This window comes from Paraburkholderia sp. Ac-20336 (assembly GCF_017105025.1).
Lineage (GTDB): Bacteria > Pseudomonadota > Gammaproteobacteria > Burkholderiales > Burkholderiaceae > Paraburkholderia.
The window spans coordinates 36,675-58,470 of the sequence record NZ_JAAGPS010000013.1 but is presented as its reverse complement, the minus strand read 5'-3'; the positions used below and the strand labels follow the sequence as shown (position 1 = coordinate 58,470).

Genomic DNA, 21,796 nt, shown 5'->3' with positions numbered 1-21,796 from the left:
GGCGGTTCGGCGCGCCGCGTCATGCGGCGGCGCTTTCCTCGCGATACGCTTCGCGCCGCAGCGGCTTCAGATGCGCGGCGAATTGCGCGGACGCGGCGGCCCACGAGAAGCGCTCAGCCCATGCGCGCGCGTCGTGGCGATCGATCTTCATCGCTTCGAGGCAGGCCTCGCGCAGGTCCTCGTGCATCGCGCCGGCGTTGCCGTCGCCGAGCACGTCGATCGGACCCGTGACCGGGTAGGCGGCCACCGGCGTGCCGCAGGCGAGCGCTTCGAGCAGCACGAGGCCGAACGTGTCGGTGCGGCTCGGGAACACGAAGACGTCGGCGGCCGCGTAGACCTTCGCGAGTTCGGCCTGCGACAGCACGCCGAGGTAGTTCGCCTGCGGATAGCGCGACTTCAGCTCGGCGAGCGCCGGGCCTTCGCCCGCGACCCACTTCGAGCCGGGCAGATCGAGCTGCAGAAACGCCTCGACGTTCTTCTCGACCGCCACGCGCCCGACGTACAGGAAGATCGGCCGCGCGGTGTTGAGCACCTTCGAGTCCATCGGATGGAAGATGTCGAGGTCGACACCGCGCGTCCACAGCACGACGTTCGTGAAGCCGAACTTTTCCAGATCCTGCTTGACGACGGGCGTCGGCGCCATCACCGCGAGCGAGGGCTTGTGGAACCAGTGCAGGAACTTGTAGGTCGCGGTAAGCGGAATGCCGAAACGCGCCTGCACGTATTCGGGAAAGCGCGTGTGATAGGCGGTCGTGAACGGCAGCTTGTGCTGCAGCGCATAGGACCGCGCGGCCATGCCGAGCGGTCCTTCGGTCGCGATGTGCAGCGCGTCGGGCGCGAAGCGGTCGATGCGCTCGCGCAGCTTGCGGCGCGGCAGCAGCGACAGGCGGATTTCCGGATACGTCGGGCAGGGGATCGTTTTGAATTCGAGCGGTGTCAGCAGATCGACTTCATGGCCGAGCGCCATGAGTTCGCGCGTGGTGTTTTTCAGCGTGCGCACGACGCCGTTGACCTGCGGTTCCCATGCGTCGGTGACGATCATGATCTTCATCGATTGATTCCTCGATTGACTCATCGATTGGTTCCCGATTCGGGGCCGATTGAAGCGGCGGGCGCTAGGCGGTGGCCCGGGCCTTCTGCGCGCCGGCTTGCGGGGCTTGCAGCGTGGTCCAGAAGATCACCTTGAGCTCGCCCTCGTACGTCTCGACGAGTGCCGACAGACTCTCGACCCAGTCGCCGTCGTTGCAATACAGCACGCCGTCGATCTCGCGCATCTCGGCCTTGTGGATGTGCCCGCAAACGACGCCGTCGCAGCCGCGGCGGCGCGCTTCGTCGGTCATCACGGTCTCGAACGAGGAGATGAAGTTGACCGCGTTCTTGACCTGATGCTTGAGGTACTGCGAGAGCGACCAGTACGGGAAGCCGAGCTTGCTGCGGATGCGGTTGAACCAGCGGTTCAGCACGAGGATCATCGTGTAGAGCGTGTCGCCGAGATAGGCGAGCCACTTCGCGTGCTGGATCACGCCGTCGAACAGATCGCCGTGCACGATCCACATGCGCTTGCCGGCGAGCGTGGTGTGGAACGCTTCGCCGCGCACGTGGATGTCGCCGAACGCGAGGTCGCAGAACTGGCGCGCGGCTTCGTCGTGATTGCCGGGCACGTAGATCACCTGGGTGCCTTTGCGCGCCTTGCGCAGCACTTTCTGCACGACGTCGTTGTGCGCCTGCGGCCAGTACCAGCCTTTCTTCAACTGCCAGCCGTCGATGATGTCGCCGACGAGGTAGAGGTACTCCGATTCGTTGTGGCGCAGGAAGTCGAGCAGATAGCTGGCTTGGCAGCCGCTCGAGCCGAGATGGATGTCGGAGAGCCAGATCGTGCGATAGCGATGCGGATCGGCGTGGCTGTCATCGGGATGATCGGCGTGGGCATCGAGGGGCGGCGTCGCCGGCGGCGGCAGACCGTGCTGGGCGGAACCCGGGGCCGGACGGAAAGCGACGGTGTCGACGCTCGGGCCGATCTGGCGAAACAGGGAAGTCGCGGACGTCTTGGGGTCCATGGCTTACACGTCGAGTGGCGGTGCCCGTATTGGGCCGGGCGCGCGTGACTCTGACGTGACAGTCATGAGAAGTTCTTATTACGAGGGGGCCTGCGGCGCAGAGAACAAAGACAAAGAAGCCCCGCCCCGCCCAAGGGGCCACTAACCCTGCACTATTCTCGTCCCCGCCAACCGGTCATGCAGAAACTGCCGCTGCGAATCAAAACGCCCACTCGCGGCCCACACCACGAACCAGACACCCGCAACGACAAGCGTCTGCGGCACCCGCAACCCCAGCAGCGGATGCACCGCAAGCGGCGGTAAAAACCACAGCCATGCAAGCACATAACGCGCAACCGCCCGTGCGACGGAAAGCGGCCCGCCATCGGCGGAAACGACCCGCAGGCGCCAGGTCTTCATCGGTAGCGTCTGTCCGCCGTGAGTCCAGAACCACACGAAGTACACGCCGACCACGAGCCCGATCCAGCCGGCCAGCAGATTGTGATGCGTGAGGCCGTTGCGCTGCTGCGTCAGCGTGCTGAACAGATAAGCGGCGATAAACACGACGCCGAACAGGATCACCGCTTCGTAGAGCAACGCCGCAAGCCGGCGCCGCACGGTCGGCACCATGCCGGGCGCGGGGGTGGTGGGCAGGGGCGAGGTCGCGAGGGGCTGGGACACGGGAGGGGCGAGGGAGGGACGAGGTGGCGGATCAGGAGCCGTTGAAGATCGACGGCGCTTCGGCCGGCGATACCGGCACCGGCGTCGCCGGCACGAAACTGCCCGCCGCCGGAATCGCGGGCGGCGACGGCAGCGCGCTCGCTCCCGGCGACGATGCGGCCGCCGCGGCGCTCGCCGCTGCCGCCTCGCTCGCGCCGCCATGTTCGCGCGCGTTGACGAGGCGGTCGATACCCTTGAGCTCGTTACGCGCCGACGGCGGCGCGCTGACGACGCTCGGCCGGCGTTTGTGCTCGCTGGCGGCCAGCCGTTCCTTCAGGTCCTCGGGCAGTTGCTGATACGCCTTCCACGCGTTCTGGCGGGCTTCGCGCGGCAATTCCTTCGATACCTGGTAGTTCTCGCGCGCGACACGCCGCTGATCCGGCGTCATGCGGACCCATTCGCTCATGCGCTCGTGCAGGCGTTTTTGCGCATCAGGCGACATTTTCGCGTAACGCGATGCGATCTTGACCCAATTGCGCTTGCGCTCGTCGCTAAACGAATCCCATTCGGAGGCGAACGGCGCGAGCGCGACATGCTCGGCGGCGCTCAGGCGCGCCCATGCAAGCGGACTGTTGTTGCCGGGCAGGCCGGGCAATTCGACGGACAGCGTGGGGGCGGGAGCTTTCGCTGTGGCGTTGTTGCCGGCCGAGGGGCTGGCCGGGGCTGCCGGGCCCGGATGAAAGCGCGGGTACGTCGCGGCAAACGACACCAGGGCCGCGATCGTGCATCCGAAAACAACGGCCAGGCCGCGCTTGTAACTCACCCGAGAAATCTCCCGCTCAGTGGGCGCGTGAAAGATACGCGTTGAAACCGTGGTCAAGGTAGGCATTGAGCGGCAAGTCGTCGCTCAGCATGGCGGCGTCGATATCGGCGAGTTCGGCGGTGCGCTGGTGGTCTTCCCAGTACGCAATGCCGACGAGGCTCACCAGCAGCGCGGCGAGCGGCCACGCGAGCGCGAAGCGGCGCAGCGGCGAACGGTGGCGCGGCTGCCTGAAGCCGCTTCCCGACAGGTTGGCCATCCCGGCCGGCATGCCGGCGAAAGCGGGCACGAACGACGGCGCGCTGACGGGCTCGGGCTTCTTGCGCGCGAGTGCCGCGCGGCGTGCCGTGGCGAGCCGGTCGACGGTGGCGGGGGAGAGATTGGCGGTGTTTTCGTCGAGCGCGCGGCGCATTTCGCGCGCGAACTCGAGTTCTCGGGTTTCAAGGGAGCTCATAGCGTGATTCCTTTGGCCTTGAGCGCTTGCGCCAGCGTGTGGGTGGCCCGGGAGCAGTGCGTTTTCACGCTGCCTTCGGAACAGCCCATTGCGGCGGCAGTCTCGGCGACATCCATATCCTCCCAATAACGCATGAGAAACGCCTCCCGTTGACGTGCCGGTAATTTCTGGATCTCGTCGTCGATCAACTGCAGGACCTGTTCGCGCTCGAGCTTCTGCTCGTTGCTCTCGGCACCGGCCGAACCGGCCTCGGCCTCGAACGTCTCCAGCGGATCGAATTCGTCGTCGTCCGCATTGCCGAGCGACGAGAACAGGCTGATCCACGTATTGCGTACTTTCGCACGACGGAAATAGTCGTGCATCGCATTCTGCAGAATACGCTGAAACAGCAGCGGCAACTCGGCCGCCGGACGATCGCCGTACTTTTCGGCGAGCTTGATCATCGCGTCCTGCACGATGTCGAGCGAGGCGTCGTCGTCCCGCACGGCGTAGACCGTCTGCTTGAATGCGCGCCTTTCGACGCCCGCCAGAAAATCGGCGAGTTCCTTGTCTGATGCCATCCGTGTGAGGTCGGCGCAGCGGGCGTGCGCGTAATCGGTCGAAAAATGTCGTAAAACTCGCGGATGCTAACAAACTTTTGCGTGGCGAGGGGTGAAACGTGCTTCGGCTTGCATTTGCATGACGGTTGCGGGATTGCGCGCCGTGCGAATCGTCGCGGTCATTGCGGGCATTTTTCCGAATCGACGCACAAGCCTGAGGCAATATTTGCTTGACCGCGAGCGCGCCAGCCGCTATTGTCGCTGGTTCGCAACATAAGTGAGTTGTCTCAATTGAGGTGTGGCCCAAGAAGCCCGCCTGTCAACTGGACGCGCCGCTTGAACCCGAGTCACGAGCCCGGCAGAGAGCACCCGATCAATTTTTTGCCGAAAATTCGAAAGGTCAATCAATGAATATGCCCAGCGCGGAATTCTCCACGTCGGATACGACCCCTCTCCACGAAGCCGACTCTATCGGCGCCACCGTGCTCATGAAGGCACTGGCCGACGAAGACGTCGAGTTCATCTGGGGCTATCCCGGCGGCTCGGTACTCTACATTTACGACGAGCTGTACAAGCAGGACAAATTCCAGCATGTGCTCGTGCGCCACGAACAGGCTGCCGTGCATGCTGCCGACGCCTATGCGCGTTCCACCGGCAAGGTCGGCGTATGTCTCGTGACGTCCGGCCCCGGTGTCACCAATGCGGTGACCGGCATCGCCACCGCCTACATGGATTCGATCCCGATGGTGGTGATCAGCGGCCAGGTGCCGACTGCCGCGATCGGTCAGGATGCGTTCCAGGAGTGCGACACGGTCGGTATCACGCGTCCCTGCGTGAAGCACAACTTCCTCGTGAAGGACGTGCGCGATCTCGCCGCCACCGTCAAGAAAGCGTTCTACATTGCCCGTACCGGCCGCCCCGGCCCCGTGCTGATCGACATTCCGAAGGATGTGTCGAAGGCGCCGTGCCAGTACGAGCCGATCCGGAGCGTGTCGCTGCGCTCGTACAACCCCGTCACGAAGGGCCACTCCGGCCAGATCCGCAAGGCAGTCTCGCTGCTGTTGTCGGCGAAGCGCCCGTACATCTACACCGGTGGTGGCATCATTCTCGCGGACGCCTCGCGCGAGCTGAACCAGTTCGCCGATCTGCTCGGCTATCCGGTCACCAACACGCTGATGGGTCTGGGCGGCTACCGTTCGAGCGACAAGAAATTCCTCGGCATGCTCGGCATGCACGGCACGTACGAAGCCAACATGGCGATGCAGCACTGCGACGTGCTGATCGCGATCGGTGCGCGCTTCGACGACCGCGTGATCGGCGACCCGGCGCACTTCGCCTCGCGGCCGCGCAAGATCATCCATATCGACATCGATCCTTCCTCCATTTCCAAGCGCGTCAAGGTCGACATTCCGATCGTCGGCGACGTGAAGGAAGTGCTGAAGGAGCTGATCGAACAGTTGCAGACGGCCGAGCATGGCCCGGACACCGCGGCATTGGCCGACTGGTGGAAGGACATCGAAGGCTGGCGCGCGAAAGACTGCCTCAAGTTCGACCGCAAGAGCGACGTCATCAAGCCGCAGTACGTGGTCGAAAAGGCGTGGGAGCTGACCGACGGCAATGCCTTCGTGTGTTCCGACGTCGGCCAGCACCAGATGTGGGCCGCGCAGTTCTATAAGTTCAACAAGCCGCGTCGCTGGATCAACTCCGGCGGCCTCGGGACGATGGGTTTCGGCCTGCCGGCCGCGATGGGCGTGAAGATGGCCCACCCGGACGACGACGTGCTGTGCATCACGGGCGAAGGCTCGATCCAGATGTGCATCCAGGAGCTGTCGACCTGCAAGCAGTACGACCTCCCGGTCAAGATTCTTTCGCTGAACAACCGCTATCTGGGCATGGTGCGTCAGTGGCAGCAGATCGAATACAGCAAGCGCTATTCGCATTCGTACATGGATGCGCTGCCGGATTTCGTGAAGCTCGCCGAAGCGTACGGCCACGTCGGCATGCGCATCGAGCGCACGGCCGATGTGGAGCCGGCGCTGAAGGAAGCGTTGCGCCTCAAGGATCGCGCGGTGTTTCTCGACTTCCAGACCGATCCGACCGAAAACGTCTGGCCGATGGTTCAGGCCGGCAAGGGCATCACCGAGATGCTCATGGGTTCGGAAGATCTATAACGACGGCCAGGCCGCCGGCTTCGTCATGCGCGCCTTCAAAAAGGGCGAGGGCAAACGAAGCGGCGTCGCGCCGCTCGCGGACATCGACAAAACATCTGGAAGAAGCGAAACATGAGACACATTATTTCCGTCCTGCTGGAAAACGAACCGGGCGCGCTGTCGCGCGTGGTGGGGCTTTTCTCGGCACGCGGCTACAACATCGAAACCTTGACGGTGGCTCCGACCGAAGACCGTTCGCTGTCGCGCATGACCATCGTCTCCATTGGCTCGGACGACGTGATCGAACAGATCACGAAGCATCTGAACCGCCTGATCGAGGTGGTGAAAGTGGTCGACCTTACCGAGGGCGCCCACATCGAGCGCGAGCTGATGCTGATCAAGGTGAGGGCGGTCGGCAAGGAGCGTGAGGAGATGAAGCGGATGTCGGATATTTTCCGCGGCCGCATCATCGACGTCACCGAAAAGACCTACACGATCGAACTGACGGGGGCGAGCGACAAGCTCGACGCCTTCATCGAAGGGCTCGATTCCACGGCGATTCTCGAGACGGTCCGCACGGGCGGCTCGGGCATCGGGCGCGGCGAGCGCATCCTGAAGGTCTGATACGCGGCGCTTTCCTGTTTCGACGCCGTGAGCTGGCGTCACGATCATAAGGCCGGGCAGCTCACTTCGAACCCGGCTCGCAGCACATTATTTGCAGTACCTGAATTTCCTGAATCATCGAATCTAGCCAAGGAACCGACATGAAAGTTTTCTACGACAAGGACGCCGATCTCTCCCTCATCAAGGGCAAGCAGGTCACCATCATCGGCTATGGCTCGCAAGGCCATGCGCACGCGCTGAACCTGAAGGAAAGCGGCGTGAACATCACGGTCGGTCTGCGCAAGGGCGGCGCATCGTGGAGCAAGGCCGAGAACGCCGGCCTGCAAGTGAAGGAAGTCGCGGAAGCGGTCAAGGGCGCGGACGTCGTCATGATGCTGCTGCCGGACGAGCAGATCGCCGACGTGTACGCGAAGGAAGTTCACGCGAACATCAAGCAGGGCGCGGCGCTCGCGTTCGCGCACGGCTTCAACGTGCACTACGGCCAGGTGATCCCGCGCGCCGACCTCGACGTCATCATGATCGCGCCGAAGGCACCGGGCCACACGGTGCGCGGCACCTACTCGCAAGGTGGCGGCGTGCCGCACCTGATCGCGGTTGCCCAGGACAAGTCGGGCGCAGCGCGCGACATCGCTTTGTCGTATGCAGCGGCTAACGGCGGCGGCCGTGCCGGCATCATCGAAACGAACTTCCGCGAAGAAACCGAAACCGACCTGTTCGGCGAGCAGGCCGTGCTGTGCGGCGGTACCGTCGACCTGATCAAGGCCGGCTTCGAAACGCTGGTCGAAGCGGGTTACGCGCCGGAAATGGCGTACTTCGAGTGCCTGCACGAACTGAAGCTGATCGTCGACCTGATCTACGAAGGCGGCATCGCGAACATGAACTACTCGATCTCGAACAACGCCGAGTACGGCGAGTACGTGACGGGTCCGCGCATCGTGACCGCTGAAACGAAGAAGGCGATGAAGGCCGTGCTGACCGACATCCAGACCGGCGAGTACGCGAAGAGCTTCATCATCGAGAACAAGGCTGGCGCACCGACGCTGCAATCGCGCCGCCGCCTGACGGCCGAGCACCAGATCGAGCAGGTCGGCTCGAAGCTGCGCGCGATGATGCCGTGGATCGCGAAGAACAAGCTCGTCGACCAGTCGAAGAACTAAGCGTCGCGACGCAACGAGGTCCGGCGCGGCGCTTCGGCGCGGCGGCCGGACCAGTCAAAAAGCCGTCCAAGGGTGCTGAACCCTGGGCGGCTTTTGCTATCCTACGGTTTTACAAAAACACAGAAGCCATCCATGAATTACCCTCATCCGATCATCGCGCGAGAAGGCTGGCCGTTCATCGCCATCGCGGCCGTCGTTGCCTTACTGGTTCACGCCTTCGCGGGGTTCGGCATTGCGTGGATCTTCTGGCTGATCCTGTTGTTCGTCGTGCAGTTCTTCCGCGACCCGGCCCGTCCGATTCCGACCCAGGCCAACGCGGTGCTGTGTCCTGCCGACGGCCGCATCGTCGCGGTCGAAACCGCGCATGACCCTTATGCGAATCGCGAGGCGCTGAAAATCAGCGTGTTCATGAACGTGTTCAACGTCCACTCGCAGCGCTCGCCGGTCGACGGCGCGATCTCGAAGGTCGAATACTTTCCGGGCGCCTATCTGAATGCGGCGGTCGATAAAGCCTCGCTCGAAAACGAGCGCAATGCGGTCGTGATCGAAATGGCCGGCGGCCAGACCGTGACCTCGGTGCAGATCGCCGGGCTGATCGCGCGGCGCATTCTCTGCTACGTCCGTGCCGGCGAGCCGCTTACGCGCGGCCAGCGTTACGGGTTCATCCGCTTCGGTTCGCGCGTCGACGTGTATCTGCCGGTGGGCAGCCGTCCGCGCGTGTCGATCGGCGAGAAGGTGTCGGCGTCGTCCACGATCCTCGCCGAGCTGTAAAGCGGCATACAGGAGGTTGTCCGAATGGCCGCATTCAAACCGCGTCGACCCCGTAACAACGGACCGCTGCCACGGCCGTTTCGCCGCAACAAGCCGATCGTGACGGAGCCGTCGGCTGTCGAGAGCCGGCGCGCGCAGCGTCAGCAGTTCCTCAGAAAACGCGGCATCTATCTGCTGCCGAACGCGTTCACCACGGCGGCGCTGTTCTGCGGCTTCTTCGCCGTCGTGCAGGCGATGAACGTACGCTTCGAAATCGCGGCGATCGCGATCTTCGTCGCGATGGTGCTCGACGGCATGGACGGCCGCGTCGCGCGCATGACGCATACGCAAAGCGCCTTCGGCGAGCAGTTCGACAGCCTGTCGGACATGGTGTCGTTCGGCGTCGCGCCGGCGCTCGTCATGTACGAGTGGGTCCTGAAAGACCTCGGCCGCTGGGGCTGGCTCGCGGCGTTCGTCTATTGCTCGGGCGCGGCGCTGCGGCTCGCGCGTTTCAACACGAACATCGGCGTGGTCGACAAGCGTTTCTTCCAGGGCATGCCGAGCCCGGCCGCGGCGGCGCTGATCGCCGGCTTCGTGTGGCTCGCCACTGACAACCGCGTGCCGCTGAAGCTCGTCTGGTTGCCGTGGGTCGCCTTCGTGCTGACCATCTACGCGGGCGTGACGATGGTGTCGAACGCACCGTTCTACAGCGGCAAGGCGCTCGACGTGCGGCATCGCGTGCCGTTCGGTGTGATCCTGCTCGTGGTGGTCGCGTTCGTGCTCGTGTCGTCCGATCCGCCGCTGATGCTGTTCGGCCTGTTCGTGCTGTACGGTCTGTCCGGCTACGTGTTCTGGGCTTATCAGGCGGTGCGTGGCAGGGCCAATCCGGCGCGCTCGGCGACGCGCGACCGGTAAGGTTTGAGCCCGCGCTGGCGCGTCGGCGTCATGAGAAAACGGCAGCCCGAGGGCTGCCGTTTTTCGTTTCCCGGCCTACGCGTGCAGCCTGCTGCGGAGCCCTGCGCCGACCCCGCCGCGGGCCGCTCCGGCGCGCATTGCGCGGCCCGTTGAATGCCGCTATAGTCGTCGGATAAGTGCGTTTTGCGTGGCCGTCCGGGCTCGGCCCGCGCCTCGTCATCGAGCCGAGCGCCGCTCCGCCCGCTTCATTCTCGCCTCGATGCGCTGTTGCGCTCCGTTCGCGTCGGTCGCGACCTTCGCAAACGTGCCTCGCGAGCGGCCATGCCAATCGCCGAATCAAACATCCTATCCCCACATCCGAACGACTCCCGAGGAGGCCCGATATGTCCGACAAACTGATCATTTTCGACACCACGTTGCGCGACGGCGAGCAATCGCCGGGGGCATCGATGACGAAGGAAGAAAAGATCCGCATCGCCAAGCAACTCGAGCGGATGAAAGTCGACGTGATCGAAGCCGGCTTCGCGGCCAGCTCGAACGGCGACTTCGACGCGATCCACACGATCGCGGGCCTCGTGAAGGACAGCACGGTCTGCTCGCTCGCGCGCGCGAACGACAAGGACATCCAGCGCGCCGCCGACGCGCTCAAGCCGGCCGATCACTTCCGCATCCACACGTTCATCGCGACGTCGCCGCTGCACATGGAAAAGAAGCTGCGCATGACGCCGGAGCAGGTGTTCGAGCAGGCGAAACTCGCGGTGCGTTTCGCGCGCAAATTCACCGACGACGTCGAGTTCTCGCCCGAAGACGGCAGCCGCTCCGACATGGACTTCCTGTGCCGCGTGCTCGAAGCGGTGATCGCCGAGGGTGCGACCACGATCAACATCGCGGACACGGTCGGCTACGGCGTGCCGGAACTGTACGGCCAGCTCGTCAAGACGCTGCGCGAACGCATTCCGAACTCGCACAAGGCGGTGTTCTCGGTGCATTGCCATAACGACCTCGGCATGGCGGTGGCGAATTCGCTCGCCGGCGTGCAGCTTGGCGGCGCGCGTCAGGTCGAGTGCACGATCAACGGTCTCGGCGAGCGCGCGGGCAATACCTCGCTCGAAGAAATCGTGATGGCGGTGAAGACCCGCAAGGATTACTTCGGCCTCGACGTCGGTCTCGACACGACGCAGATCGTGCCGGCCTCGAAGCTCGTCTCGCAGATCACCGGTTTCGTCGTGCAGCCGAACAAGGCGGTGGTCGGCGCGAACGCGTTCGCGCATGCGTCGGGCATCCATCAGGACGGCGTGCTGAAGGCGCGCGACACCTACGAAATCATGCGCGCCGAAGACGTGGGCTGGACCGCGAACAAGATCGTGCTCGGCAAGCTGTCGGGCCGCAACGCGTTCAAGCAGCGTTTGCAGGAACTCGGCATCGCGCTCGATAGCGAGGCCGAACTGAACGCCGCTTTCGCGCGCTTCAAGGAACTGGCCGACCGCAAGGCGGAAATCTTCGACGAGGACATTATCGCGATCGTCAACGAGGAATCGGCGCAGGCGCAGGAGAAGGAGCACTACAAATTCCTGTCGATGTCGCAGCACTCGGAAACCGGCGAGCAGCCGCATGCGAAGGTCGTGTTCTCGGTCGAGGGCAAGGAGATCACCGGCGAGGCGCGCGGCAACGGCCCCGTCGATGCGACGCTCAACGCGATCGAAACGGAAGTGGGCAGCGGCTCGGAACTGCTGCTGTACTCGGTCAACGCGATCACGACCGGCACCCAGGCGCAGGGCGAGGTGACGGTGCGGCTGTCGAGGAGCGGGCGCATCGTCAATGGCGTGGGCACCGATCCCGATATCGTCGCGGCATCGGCGAAGGCTTATATCTCGGCGCTCAACAAGCTGTATTCGAATACGGACAAGCTGAATCCGCAGCGCTCGGAAGGCGTGTGATTGTGCGCGTGCCGTAATGCAGAAGCCCCGTGCGGTTCGGTGCACGGGGCTTCTTTTTTTGGCGCGGTGGTTCTGGAAGGGGCGCGGCGAGGATCGTTACGTTGTTGCGGTACTGCGTTGCGCGTGCCGCGGCTAACCCCGCGGCGCGCGGAGCCTCGCTCAGAACAGGCTGCGGCGATCCGGGTCGTGCAACGGGTCCGGCGTTTTCTGCGTGAGCCGCAGGATGCCCTGGTCGTCGAAATAGAAGCTGTAGAGCATGTACCAGACGTTGTCTTCGAGGTAGCGATACGTCCAGACCTCGCGCTTCATGAGCGGGAAGTACGCCGTTTCGACCGGTCGGCCGAAGTTCACGAGCACGTCGCTGCGCGTCCATTTGCCGATCTCGGCGCGGTAGAACTCATTCGGCTGCAGCACCTGGCGCATGTTGACGATCTTGCCGGCCGCATCGATGTCGGCGGCGGTGGTGGTTTCGCCCATCGGCTGGGTCGGCCACATCAGGCGCTTGCCGCCGTCGGGCAGATCGTAGGTTTCGCGCGGCGGACCGAGGCGCGCGATGACCGTCGATACGTCCGCACCCGGCTGATATTGCTGCCAGGGTTGCGCGCAGCCGGCAAGCGCCAGCGCGCTCATACAGACCAGCGCGGCACGGCGCAGGCGCATGCCGGTGGGTGCCGCGATCGAGGCTGCCGCGCGGCGGTGGTGATTCGGCATGGATTCCTCCGATGGCGTTTGAGTAGCGGTTTTTATCATCGAGACGCTTTATTTTGACACGCGCTGTCGCAAAAGACCTGCGCTTCGTGATGATCCGCCGGCAGAACGGTAACGGATGCGCCGGCTTGCCTATTCCGTGCGCGGCGTCCTATGATCCGCGCTTCGAAGATTCAGGCGGGACAGTAACGATGGCGATCTGGCAACGGGCGGTGGCCGCGGTGGCGTTCACGGCGGTTTCGATGGTGGCGGGGGTGAGCGCGGCTCGTGCAGTGGCGACAGTCGCGGCGGGTTCGGCTGGTTCAGCGGCCGGTCAGGTCGCGAGTGTGACGGCGGCGGCCGTCACGCCGGGCGTGGGCGCGGTGGGCAAACCGACGAGCAGGTCTGCAAGCAACGCAGCCGGCATGTCCGCCGGCAAACCCACCGGCAAGCCGATCCAGCTTGCGCTGATCGAAGGCATGTCCGGTCCGTTCGCGAATGCCGGTGCGGCGGTCGAGCGCAATCTGCGCTTCGGTGTCGAGCAGGTGAATGCGAGCGGCGGCGTGAAGCTCCCGGACGGCGCGCATCCGTTCGAACTGGTCGTGCTCGACAGCAAGGGCAGCACCGAGGAAGCGCTCACGCAACTGCGCGCGGCCGCCGATCGCCATATCGGCTACATCATGCAGGGCAACAGTTCGGCGGTCGCGGCCGCGCTGATCGGTGCGATCGACAAGCAGAACAGCCGCGAGCCGGACAATCGCGAACTGTTCCTCAACTATTCCGCCGACGACCCCGCGCTCACCAACGCGGACTGCAGCTTCTGGCACTTCCGTTTCGACGCGCACGCTGGCATGCGCATGGCCGCGCTCGCCGACGTGATCGAGCGCGACAAGGCCGTGAAAAAGGTCTATCTGCTGAACCAGGATTACAGCTTCGGCCATGACGTGAGCAGCCTCGCGCGCTCGACGCTCGCGGCGAAGCGCCCGGACATCGCGGTGGTCGGCGATGAATTTCATCCGATCGGCCGCGTGAAGGATTTCGCGCCCTATATCGCGAAGATTCGCGCGAGCGGCGCGGACGCGGTGATCACCGGCAACTGGGGCAACGACCTGACGCTGCTCGTCAAGGCGGCGCGCGAGCAGGGCCTCGACACGAAGTTCTATACGTTCTATGGCAACAGCCTCGGCGCGCCGGCGGCGCTCGGCGACGCGGGCGTGGGTCATGTGATCGCGGTGGCCGATTGGCATCCGAACGCGGGCGGCGCGGCCTCGGACGCGTGGTATGCGGCGTTCCGCGCGCGCTTTCCGGCCGCGCAGGACGACTACCCGGTGCTGCGCATGCCGCTGATGATCGAAACGCTCGCCGCTGCGATGACCCGCGCCGGCAGCGCCGATCCGACGGCGGTCGCGAAGGCGCTCGAAGGCATCCGTTTCGACAACGGCTTTCACGCGTCGTGGATGCGCGCCGACGACCATCAGCTGATCCAGCCCCTCTACGTGATGGAAATGGACAAAGCCGGCACGCCGGGCGTGCGTTTCGACAACGAAGGCTCCGGCTACGGATTCCGCACGGTGTTGGCGCTGCCGGCCGAGCGCACGATCGCGCCGACCGTCTGCAGGATGCGGCGGCCTTGAGTGGCCGGTCTCGCATGGTCTCGCGCGGCGTCTGGTCCGCGCGCCAGCCTAGGTTTCGCGGCCGGAACGCACTGTGCTACAATACGCGTCCCGTTATGGGGCTGGGTCCTGATTCAGTCGCAAACGGGAGAACTCAGTAAATTTGTGAAACGGGTAATCCACGGCACGGCCTTTCTTCCGTGACCGCCTGTCCAGTCATCAAGGAAATTGATATGTCCGCAGTTGAAGCAAGCAAGAAGTCCGAAGTCGTCGCGCAATTCGCACGCGCAGCTAACGATACCGGCTCCCCCGAAGTTCAGGTCGCGCTGCTCACGACCCGCATCAACGAACTGACCTCCCACTTCAAGGAGCACACGAAGGATCACCACAGCCGCCGCGGTCTGCTGCGCATGGTGAGCCGCCGTCGCAAGCTGCTCGACTACCTGAAGGGTAAGGACGCGGACCGTTACCGCAGCCTGATCGAAAAGCTGGGTCTGCGTAAGTAATCGGCCAGTCGTTCAGCAAGATGCCTGTGTCAGTTTCGCTGATACAGGCATTTTGTTTTTGCGCGGCGCGCTTCATGTGATGCGCGCCGTCTGTGATTCGCGGCGTATGCCGGTTCGCGCGGCGTTCACAGGCAGGGCAGTATCGGCAGCAAAGCAGCAGCAGTAGAGAAACAGTAATAAAAACATGGCCGGGCTTCAGGGCGGAGTTTTGTGTCATTCCAGCGGGTCGCGCGTATTCGTGCAGCGCGGTTCTCTGGAATGGCATAACACGACTCTTCCCATGCGGCGCCGGCCCCGGCGTTGCCGCGCCGCTTCCGGTCCGCGCGGCATTACGATGAGGAAAAGCAATGACTATGTTCAATAAGATCGTCAAAGAGTTTAAGTGGGGGCAGCACACCGTTCGCCTCGAAACCGGTGAAATCGCTCGCCAGGCGAGCGGCGCGGTGATCGTCGATGTCGAAGACACCGTCGTGCTGGCTACCGTGGTCGGCGCCAAGACCGCCAAGCCGGGCCAGGACTTCTTCCCGCTGACCGTCGATTACCTCGAAAAGACCTACGCCGCCGGCAAGATTCCGGGCGGCTTCTTCCGCCGCGAAGGCCGTCCGTCGGAAGGCGAAACGCTGATCTCGCGCCTGATCGACCGCCCGCTGCGTCCGCTCTTCCCGGAAGGCTTCTACAACGAAGTGCAGGTCGTGATTCACGTGCTGTCGCTGAATCCGGAAATCCCCGCCGACATCCCCGCGCTGATCGGCGCGTCGGCGGCGCTCGCGGTGTCCGGCCTGCCGTTCAACGGCCCGGTCGGTGCGGCGCGTGTGGCCTACATCAACAACGAATACGTGCTGAACCCGACGCGTCCGCAGATGAAGGAATCGGCGCTCGACCTCGTCGTCGCCGGTACGGAACGCGCGGTGCTGATGGTCGAATCGGAAGCGCAGCAGCTGAGCGAAGACGTGATGCTCGGCGCCGTCGTGTTCGGTCATGAGCAGATGCAGATCGCGATCGACGCGATCCACGAACTGGTCCGCGAAGGCGGCAAGCCCGAGTGGGACTGGCAGCCGGCGCCGAAGAACGAAGCGCTGATCTCGCGCGTGACGGAACTCGCGCAAGCCGATCTGCTCGCCGCTTACCAGATCCGCGACAAGCAGGCTCGTTCGACCAAGCTGAAGGAAGTCTACGCGGCCACCTCGGCGAAGCTCGAGGAAGACGCGGCGGCAGCCGGCACCGTGGCGGCCGACAAGGCGTCGGTCGGCAATGTGCTGTTCGACATCGAAGCGAAGATCGTCCGTACGCAGATCCTGAACGGCGAGCCGCGTATCGACGGCCGCGACACGCGCACCGTACGCCCGATCGAAATCCGCACCGGCGTGCTGCCGCGTACCCACGGCTCGGCGCTGTTCACGCGCGGCGAGACCCAGGCGCTGGTGGTCGCGACGCTCGGCACGAAGGGCGACGAGCAGAGCATCGACGCGCTCGAAGGCGAGTACCGCGAACGCTTCATGCTTCACTACAACATGCCGCCGTTCGCGACCGGCGAAACGGGCCGCGTCGGTTCGCCGAAGCGCCGTGAAATCGGTCACGGCCGTCTCGCCAAGCGCGCGCTCGTCGCATGCCTGCCGAGCGCCGACGAATTCGGCTACTCGATCCGCGTCGTGTCGGAAATCACCGAGTCGAACGGTTCGTCGTCGATGGCTTCGGTGTGCGGCGGCTGCCTCGCGCTGATGGACGCCGGCGTGCCGATGAAGGCGCACGTCGCCGGTATCGCGATGGGCTTGATCCTCGAAGGCAACCGCTTCGCGGTGCTGACCGACATCCTCGGCGACGAAGATCACCTCGGCGACATGGACTTCAAGGTCGCGGGTACGGAACAAGGCGTGACCGCGCTGCAGATGGACATCAAGATCCAGGGCATCACGAAGGAAATCATGCAGGTCGCGCTCGCGCAGGCGAAGGAAGGCCGCATGCACATCCTCGGCAAGATGACCACGGCGGTGTCGGGTGCGAACACGCAACTGTCGGAGTTCGCGCCGCGCATGATCACGATCAAGATCAATCCGGAAAAGATCCGCGACGTGATCGGCAAGGGCGGCTCGGTGATCCGCGCGCTGACCGAGGAAACCGGCACGACGATCGACATTTCGGACGACGGCGTCGTCACGATCGCGAGCACGAGCAGCGAAGGCATGGCCGAAGCGAAGAAGCGCATCGAGAACATCACGCTCGAAGTCGAAGTGGGCCAGGTGTACGAAGGCACCGTGCTCAAGCTGCTCGATTTCGGCGCGATCGTGAACATCCTGCCGGGCAAGGACGGTCTGCTGCATATCTCCGAGATCGCCAACGAGCGCATCAAGGACATCAACGACTACCTCAAGGACGGCCAGCAGGTGAAGGTCAAGGTCATCCAGACGGACGAGAAGGGTCGTGTGCGTCTGTCGGCGAAGGCCTTGCTGAACGACGCCGCGAACGGCGCGCCGCAAGGCGAACCGACGCCGCAGTAACGCGGTAGCAAACAACGGCCGGCAGCGCGTATGCGCGCCGGCCGTTTTTCATGCAGGATGGATCGTGTTGCGCATTCGAATGGCGGCGTGGTGCTCGGGCCGAGGGCGGCAACGGGTAGGCAACACCATCCAATCTTGGAGCTGACGCAGATGAAAGCGATCGAAATCACCGAATTCGGTGCGCCTGAGGTCCTCAAGCTGGCGGAGCGGCCGATGCCGCAACCCAAGGCGGGCGAGGTGCTGATCAAGGTGGCAGCATCGGGCATCAATCGTCCGGATGTGTTTCAGCGCAAGGGCAGCTATGCGCCGCCGCCGGGTACGTCCGATCTGCCGGGGCTGGAAGTGGCGGGCGAGATCGTGGGCGGCGCGATCGACGGGAAGAACAACCCGTTCGGTTTGAAAGTCGGCGATCGCGTGTGCGCGCTGCTGGCGGGCGGCGGCTACGCGGAATACGCGAGCGCGCCGCTGCTGCAATGTCTGCCGGCGCCGGCGGGTCTGGCGGATGTCGAGGCGGCGTCGCTGCCCGAGACCTTCTTCACGGTGTGGAGCAACGTGTTCGATCGCGCGCAGCTCGGTCAGGGCGAGGGCGGTTCGAACGAAGCGCTGCTCGTGCAGGGCGGCTCGAGCGGGATTGGCGTGACCGCGATCCAGATCGCGCATGCGCTCGGTTTTCGCGTGTTCGCGACGGCGGGGTCGGACGAAAAATGCCGAGCGTGCGAAGCGTTGGGCGCCGAGCGGGCGATCAACTACAAGACCGAGGATTTCGTCGAGGTCATCAGGTCGCTGACCAACGATCGCGGCGTCGACGTGATCCTCGACATGGTGGCGGGCAGCTACGTGCCGCGCGAACTTTCGGCGCTGGCCGACGGCGGGCGTCTCGTGCTGATCGCGATGCTCGGCGGCGCGAAAGCGGAATTGAATCTGAACGAGGTCATGCGCCGCCGTTTGACGGTGACCGGTTCGACGCTGCGTCCGCGGCCGGTCGAGTTCAAGGCGCGGATCGCCGCGCAACTGAAGGAGCGCGTGTGGCCGCATATCGAGGCTGGACGCATCAAGCCGGTCGTGCATCGCGTGTTTCCGGCCGCGCAGGCTGCCGAAGCGCACGCGCTGATGGAAAGCAGCACGCACGTCGGCAAGATCGTGTTGACGTGGGGTCAGGACGCTTGACACAGGCGGTTTGACCCGTTTCACCCCACGCAGTAAAATTGCGCGTTTTGCGCACGCCGGATGACGCCCGACAGTTGGATTGCGGGCGTGAAGGCTGCAAGAGTCGCAAGCCGCCGCAAGCGGCGTCCGCTGACAGCAGGCAAGACAGGAAATACGAGACGATGTCGAAGCAACAACGAGCCAAACTGGTAGTCGGTAACTGGAAGATGCACGGGCGGCTTGCCGCGAATGCCGTGCTATTGCAAGCGGTGGCGCAAGGCGCCAGCGAATTGCCGGTCGACGTGCGGGTTGGCGTGTGCGTGCCGGGTGTCTATCTGGCCCAGACGCAATCGTTGCTGGAAGGCAGCCGGGTCGTGTGGGGCGTGCAGGACGTTTCGGCGTTCACGCACGGCGCCTATACCGGCGAAGTGGCCGCACCGATGATGACGGATTTCGGTGCAACGCTCGCCATCGTCGGGCACTCGGAGCGTCGCGCATACCATCGCGAAAGCGCCGAGCTGGTCGCGGTGAAAACGCAGCGCGCGCTCGAAGCGGGTCTGACGCCGATCGTCTGCGTGGGCGAAACGCTCGAAGAGCGCGAAGCCGGCTCGACCGAGCAGGTCGTCGGCGCGCAACTCGATGAAGTGCTGGCGAAACTGTCGGCGCAGGATGCGGCCCGTCTTGTCGTCGCTTACGAGCCGGTTTGGGCAATCGGCACCGGCAGGAGCGCAACGGCCGGGCAGGCGCAGGCCGTGCATGCATTCCTGCGTACGCGCCTCGCGGCAAAGGGCGCGGCGGATGTGCCGCTGTTGTACGGCGGTAGCGTCAAGCCGGAAAACGCGGAAGAGCTGTTCCGCCAGCCGAATATCGACGGCGGTCTGATCGGCGGCGCGTCACTGAAAGATCAGGATTTTCTGGCAATCTGCAAGGCGGCCGCAACGAGCGTCGCCGGCTAAGCCGGACGCCTCGGTGGGAACTCCATTTCGCGCAACACGCAGTGTGCGGCGCGCTTAAATAAAGACTCGGGTGAGTGTGATGCTGTATTTGAAAACATTGATTATCGTCGTTCAGTTGTTGTCGGCGCTGGGGGTCATCGGACTCGTTCTGCTGCAGCACGGTAAAGGTGCCGACATGGGCGCGGCGTTCGGCAGTGGCGCATCGGGTAGCCTGTTCGGTGCAACCGGTTCGGCCAACTTTCTTTCGCGTACCACGGCAGTGCTCGCCGCGGTGTTTTTCATCACGACGCTGGCGCTCACTTACCTCGGCGCGTATCACGCGAAGCCTTCTGCTGGCGTGCTCGGCGCGGCGGTAACGGCACCGGTGGCGCCTGCCGGCGCATCTGCACCAGCAGCTGTTTCGGCACCTGCGCAGGCGGCTGCACCTGCATCGCCCGCTTCGGTTCCGGCGACGGGTGTTCCGAAATAAATTTTCGTGCGACGTGCTTTTGTGCGTTGAACAATCTGCTTAAACAAGTTACAATTCAAGTCTTGAAGCGATTCGCGGGTTTTACAAGTTGTTTTCCCGGATTGCATAGAGTGCCGACGTGGTGAAATTGGTAGACACGCTATCTTGAGGGGGTAGTGGCGAAAGCTGTGCGAGTTCGAGTCTCGCCGTCGGCACCAAATGTTATCTAAATGCCAGCCGTTTGCTTCGCTTCGGCTGGCATTTTTCGCTTCTGGCGTAGGGTCTTCTGGCTTGCGTCATGTGCATTGAGGAAGTGATTCAGCGTCAGTAGTGCTATGCTCCTGACGGCACTCAGAACCAACCGATTGAGGATTGTCTTGAACCTCGCAGCCTATTTCCCCGTTTTGCTGTTCCTTCTTGTGGGCACCGGTTTAGGCGTAGCACTGGTCAGTATTGGCAAGATCCTCGGTCCCAACAAGCCCGATACCGAGAAAAACGCACCATACGAGTGCGGCTTCGAAGCATTCGAAGATGCGCGCATGAAGTTCGACGTGCGCTACTACCTCGTCGCCATTCTCTTCATTATTTTCGACCTTGAAACCGCGTTCCTGTTTCCGTGGGGCGTGGCATTGCGTGACATCGGCTGGGCCGGTTTCATGGCAATGATGATTTTCCTGCTCGAGTTCCTGCTTGGCTTTGCCTATATCTGGAAGAAGGGCGGCCTCGACTGGGAATGATGGATTAATCGCCGGTTTGCGTGGGTGGCCAAGGCTTGCCACCCCGTCTGGAGTGGAAAGCAAATGAGTATCGAAGGGGTCTTGAAAGAAGGGTTTGTCACCACTACGGCAGACAAACTGATCAACTGGACGCGTACCGGCTCGCTGTGGCCGATGACGTTCGGTCTTGCGTGCTGTGCGGTCGAGATGATGCATGCGGGTGCCGCCCGTTATGACCTCGACCGTTTTGGCGTGGTGTTTCGTCCGAGTCCGCGTCAGTCGGACGTGATGATCGTCGCCGGCACGCTGTGCAATAAGATGGCGCCCGCTTTGCGCAAGGTTTACGACCAGATGGCCGAGCCGCGCTGGGTGATCTCGATGGGCTCGTGCGCGAACGGTGGTGGCTACTATCACTACTCGTACTCGGTGGTGCGCGGTTGCGACCGGATCGTCCCGGTCGACGTCTACGTGCCGGGCTGTCCGCCCACTGCGGAAGCGCTCGTGTACGGCGTGATCCAGCTACAGGCCAAGATTCGCCGCACCAACACCATCGCCCGTCAATAAGGCCAACGCCTCCCCACAATATGGCAAGCAAACTCGAGACCCTGAAAGCGAACCTCGAGGCGGCCTTTGGCGGCCTCCTGTTGAGCACCACCGAGGCAATCGGTGAGTTGACGATCGTCGTCAAGGCGAGCGATTACCTCGACGTGGCAAAGCGTCTGCGCGACGATCGCTCGCTCGGTTTCGAGCAGTGCATCGACCTGTGCGGCGTCGACTATCAAACCTATGCCGACGGCGCTTACGACGGCCCGCGTTTCGCGGCTGTGCTGCAACTGCTGTCGGTGCAGAACAACTGGCGTTTGCGTCTGCGCGTATTCGCGCCGGACGACGACATGCCGATCCTGCCGTCGGTCGTCGAAATCTGGAATTCGGTCAACTGGTACGAGCGCGAAGCGTTCGACCTCTACGGCATCGTCTTTGAGGGTCACCCGGACCTGCGCCGCATCCTGACCGACTATGGTTTCATCGGTCATCCGTTCCGTAAGGATTTCCCGGTTTCCGGCTACGTCGAAATGCGTTACGACCCGGAAGAGAAGCGCGTCGTCTATCAGCCGGTGACGATCGAGCCGCGGGAAATCACGCCGCGCGTGATCCGCGAGGATCGCTATGGCGGTCTGAAACACTAA

22 protein-coding genes and 1 tRNA gene are annotated in these 21,796 nt (G+C 63.7%); 16 read left to right on the top strand and 7 right to left on the bottom strand.

The genetic code is table 11. The annotated features are described in order from the left end of the window. Window positions 1-19 precede the first annotated feature (19 nt). From GXB81_RS07615 to GXB81_RS07590, 6 genes are all read right to left on the bottom strand, one after another. Window positions 20-1,051 (bottom strand): glycosyltransferase family 1 protein, encoded by a 1,032-nt coding sequence (locus tag GXB81_RS07615; RefSeq protein ID WP_167047800.1) that lies wholly within the window; start codon window positions 1,049-1,051, stop codon window positions 20-22. 64 nt (window positions 1,052-1,115) lie between these two features. Continuing rightward, the gene (locus GXB81_RS07610) at window positions 1,116-2,057 is read right to left on the bottom strand and encodes a UDP-2,3-diacylglucosamine diphosphatase (protein WP_167047798.1); all 942 of its coding nucleotides are present in this window, start codon (window positions 2,055-2,057) and stop codon (window positions 1,116-1,118) included. A gap of 141 nt (window positions 2,058-2,198) precedes the next feature. Then, on the bottom strand, window positions 2,199-2,666 hold the full coding sequence (locus tag GXB81_RS07605; RefSeq protein WP_205988784.1) for an RDD family protein: 468 nt from the start codon (window positions 2,664-2,666) through the stop codon (window positions 2,199-2,201). A gap of 82 nt (window positions 2,667-2,748) precedes the next feature. Further along, window positions 2,749-3,519, bottom strand: a complete 771-nt coding sequence (locus GXB81_RS07600) for a DUF3106 domain-containing protein (RefSeq protein WP_205988777.1) — start codon at window positions 3,517-3,519, stop codon at window positions 2,749-2,751. Between the two features lie 16 nt (window positions 3,520-3,535). Beyond that, window positions 3,536-3,970 carry a DUF3619 family protein gene (locus GXB81_RS07595; RefSeq protein WP_167047792.1) on the bottom strand — a complete coding sequence of 145 codons (435 nt, stop codon included), beginning with the start codon at window positions 3,968-3,970 and terminating at the stop codon, window positions 3,536-3,538. Then, complete coding sequence (locus GXB81_RS07590; protein ID WP_167047789.1) at window positions 3,967-4,530, bottom strand: RNA polymerase sigma factor; 564 nt, start codon at window positions 4,528-4,530, stop codon at window positions 3,967-3,969. The genes GXB81_RS07595 and GXB81_RS07590 overlap by 4 nt, the downstream gene beginning before the upstream one ends. Before the next feature lie 386 nt (window positions 4,531-4,916). On the opposite strand from GXB81_RS07590, the gene GXB81_RS07585 reads away from it, so the two are divergent. The 6 genes from GXB81_RS07585 to GXB81_RS07560 all read left to right on the top strand — a co-directional run bounded on the left by GXB81_RS07585 (window position 4,917) and on the right by GXB81_RS07560 (window position 12,042). Beyond that, a complete protein-coding gene (locus tag GXB81_RS07585) occupies window positions 4,917-6,680 on the top strand; it encodes an acetolactate synthase 3 catalytic subunit (protein WP_205988776.1) in 1,764 nt (587 codons plus the stop codon). Between the two features lie 111 nt (window positions 6,681-6,791). Next, window positions 6,792-7,283 (top strand): acetolactate synthase small subunit, encoded by a 492-nt coding sequence (gene ilvN, locus GXB81_RS07580; RefSeq protein WP_167047783.1) that lies wholly within the window; start codon window positions 6,792-6,794, stop codon window positions 7,281-7,283. A 140-nt stretch (window positions 7,284-7,423) separates the two neighbouring features. Continuing rightward, the gene (gene ilvC, locus GXB81_RS07575) at window positions 7,424-8,440 is read left to right on the top strand and encodes a ketol-acid reductoisomerase (protein ID WP_008920617.1); all 1,017 of its coding nucleotides are present in this window, start codon (window positions 7,424-7,426) and stop codon (window positions 8,438-8,440) included. Window positions 8,441-8,572: 132 nt separating this feature from the next. Next, window positions 8,573-9,211 carry a phosphatidylserine decarboxylase gene (locus tag GXB81_RS07570; RefSeq protein ID WP_205988775.1) on the top strand — a complete coding sequence of 213 codons (639 nt, stop codon included), beginning with the start codon at window positions 8,573-8,575 and terminating at the stop codon, window positions 9,209-9,211. A gap of 24 nt (window positions 9,212-9,235) precedes the next feature. After that, window positions 9,236-10,105, top strand: a complete 870-nt coding sequence (gene pssA / locus GXB81_RS07565) for a CDP-diacylglycerol--serine O-phosphatidyltransferase (protein WP_167047765.1) — start codon at window positions 9,236-9,238, stop codon at window positions 10,103-10,105. Window positions 10,106-10,488: 383 nt separating this feature from the next. Next, complete coding sequence (locus GXB81_RS07560; RefSeq protein ID WP_205988774.1) at window positions 10,489-12,042, top strand: 2-isopropylmalate synthase; 1,554 nt, start codon at window positions 10,489-10,491, stop codon at window positions 12,040-12,042. A 159-nt stretch (window positions 12,043-12,201) separates the two neighbouring features. Here the strand turns inward: GXB81_RS07560 and GXB81_RS07555 are convergent, their stop codons facing one another. Continuing rightward, window positions 12,202-12,753 carry a hypothetical protein gene (locus GXB81_RS07555; RefSeq protein WP_205988773.1) on the bottom strand — a complete coding sequence of 184 codons (552 nt, stop codon included), beginning with the start codon at window positions 12,751-12,753 and terminating at the stop codon, window positions 12,202-12,204. A gap of 188 nt (window positions 12,754-12,941) precedes the next feature. On the opposite strand from GXB81_RS07555, the gene GXB81_RS07550 reads away from it, so the two are divergent. The 10 genes from GXB81_RS07550 (at window position 12,942) to GXB81_RS07505 (ending at window position 21,796) form a co-directional block, all read left to right on the top strand. Further along, window positions 12,942-14,363, top strand: coding sequence for a branched-chain amino acid ABC transporter substrate-binding protein (locus GXB81_RS07550; protein ID WP_241016278.1), 1,422 nt, complete (start codon window positions 12,942-12,944; stop codon window positions 14,361-14,363). A gap of 212 nt (window positions 14,364-14,575) precedes the next feature. Next, window positions 14,576-14,848 (top strand): 30S ribosomal protein S15, encoded by a 273-nt coding sequence (gene rpsO / locus GXB81_RS07545; RefSeq protein ID WP_008920609.1) that lies wholly within the window; start codon window positions 14,576-14,578, stop codon window positions 14,846-14,848. A 347-nt stretch (window positions 14,849-15,195) separates the two neighbouring features. Beyond that, the gene (gene pnp / locus GXB81_RS07540) at window positions 15,196-17,343 is read left to right on the top strand and encodes a polyribonucleotide nucleotidyltransferase (RefSeq protein WP_205988772.1); all 2,148 of its coding nucleotides are present in this window, start codon (window positions 15,196-15,198) and stop codon (window positions 17,341-17,343) included. Window positions 17,344-17,493: 150 nt separating this feature from the next. Beyond that, a complete protein-coding gene (locus GXB81_RS07535) occupies window positions 17,494-18,510 on the top strand; it encodes an NAD(P)H-quinone oxidoreductase (protein WP_205988771.1) in 1,017 nt (338 codons plus the stop codon). A 161-nt stretch (window positions 18,511-18,671) separates the two neighbouring features. Continuing rightward, entirely contained in the window at window positions 18,672-19,445 is a 774-nt protein-coding gene (tpiA, locus tag GXB81_RS07530) for a triose-phosphate isomerase (RefSeq protein WP_205988770.1), read from the top strand. Between the two features lie 79 nt (window positions 19,446-19,524). Beyond that, complete coding sequence (gene secG, locus GXB81_RS07525) at window positions 19,525-19,914, top strand: preprotein translocase subunit SecG (RefSeq protein WP_167047747.1); 390 nt, start codon at window positions 19,525-19,527, stop codon at window positions 19,912-19,914. 112 nt (window positions 19,915-20,026) lie between these two features. Continuing rightward, a tRNA-Leu gene (locus tag GXB81_RS07520) sits at window positions 20,027-20,111 on the top strand. Between the two features lie 159 nt (window positions 20,112-20,270). After that, window positions 20,271-20,630: an NADH-quinone oxidoreductase subunit A gene (locus GXB81_RS07515; RefSeq protein ID WP_167047744.1), complete on the top strand. Its 360-nt coding sequence runs from the start codon at window positions 20,271-20,273 to the stop codon at window positions 20,628-20,630. A 63-nt stretch (window positions 20,631-20,693) separates the two neighbouring features. Further along, window positions 20,694-21,173, top strand: a complete 480-nt coding sequence (locus tag GXB81_RS07510) for an NADH-quinone oxidoreductase subunit B (protein WP_006052903.1) — start codon at window positions 20,694-20,696, stop codon at window positions 21,171-21,173. A gap of 20 nt (window positions 21,174-21,193) precedes the next feature. Continuing rightward, window positions 21,194-21,796, top strand: a complete 603-nt coding sequence (locus tag GXB81_RS07505; RefSeq protein ID WP_167047741.1) for an NADH-quinone oxidoreductase subunit C — start codon at window positions 21,194-21,196, stop codon at window positions 21,794-21,796.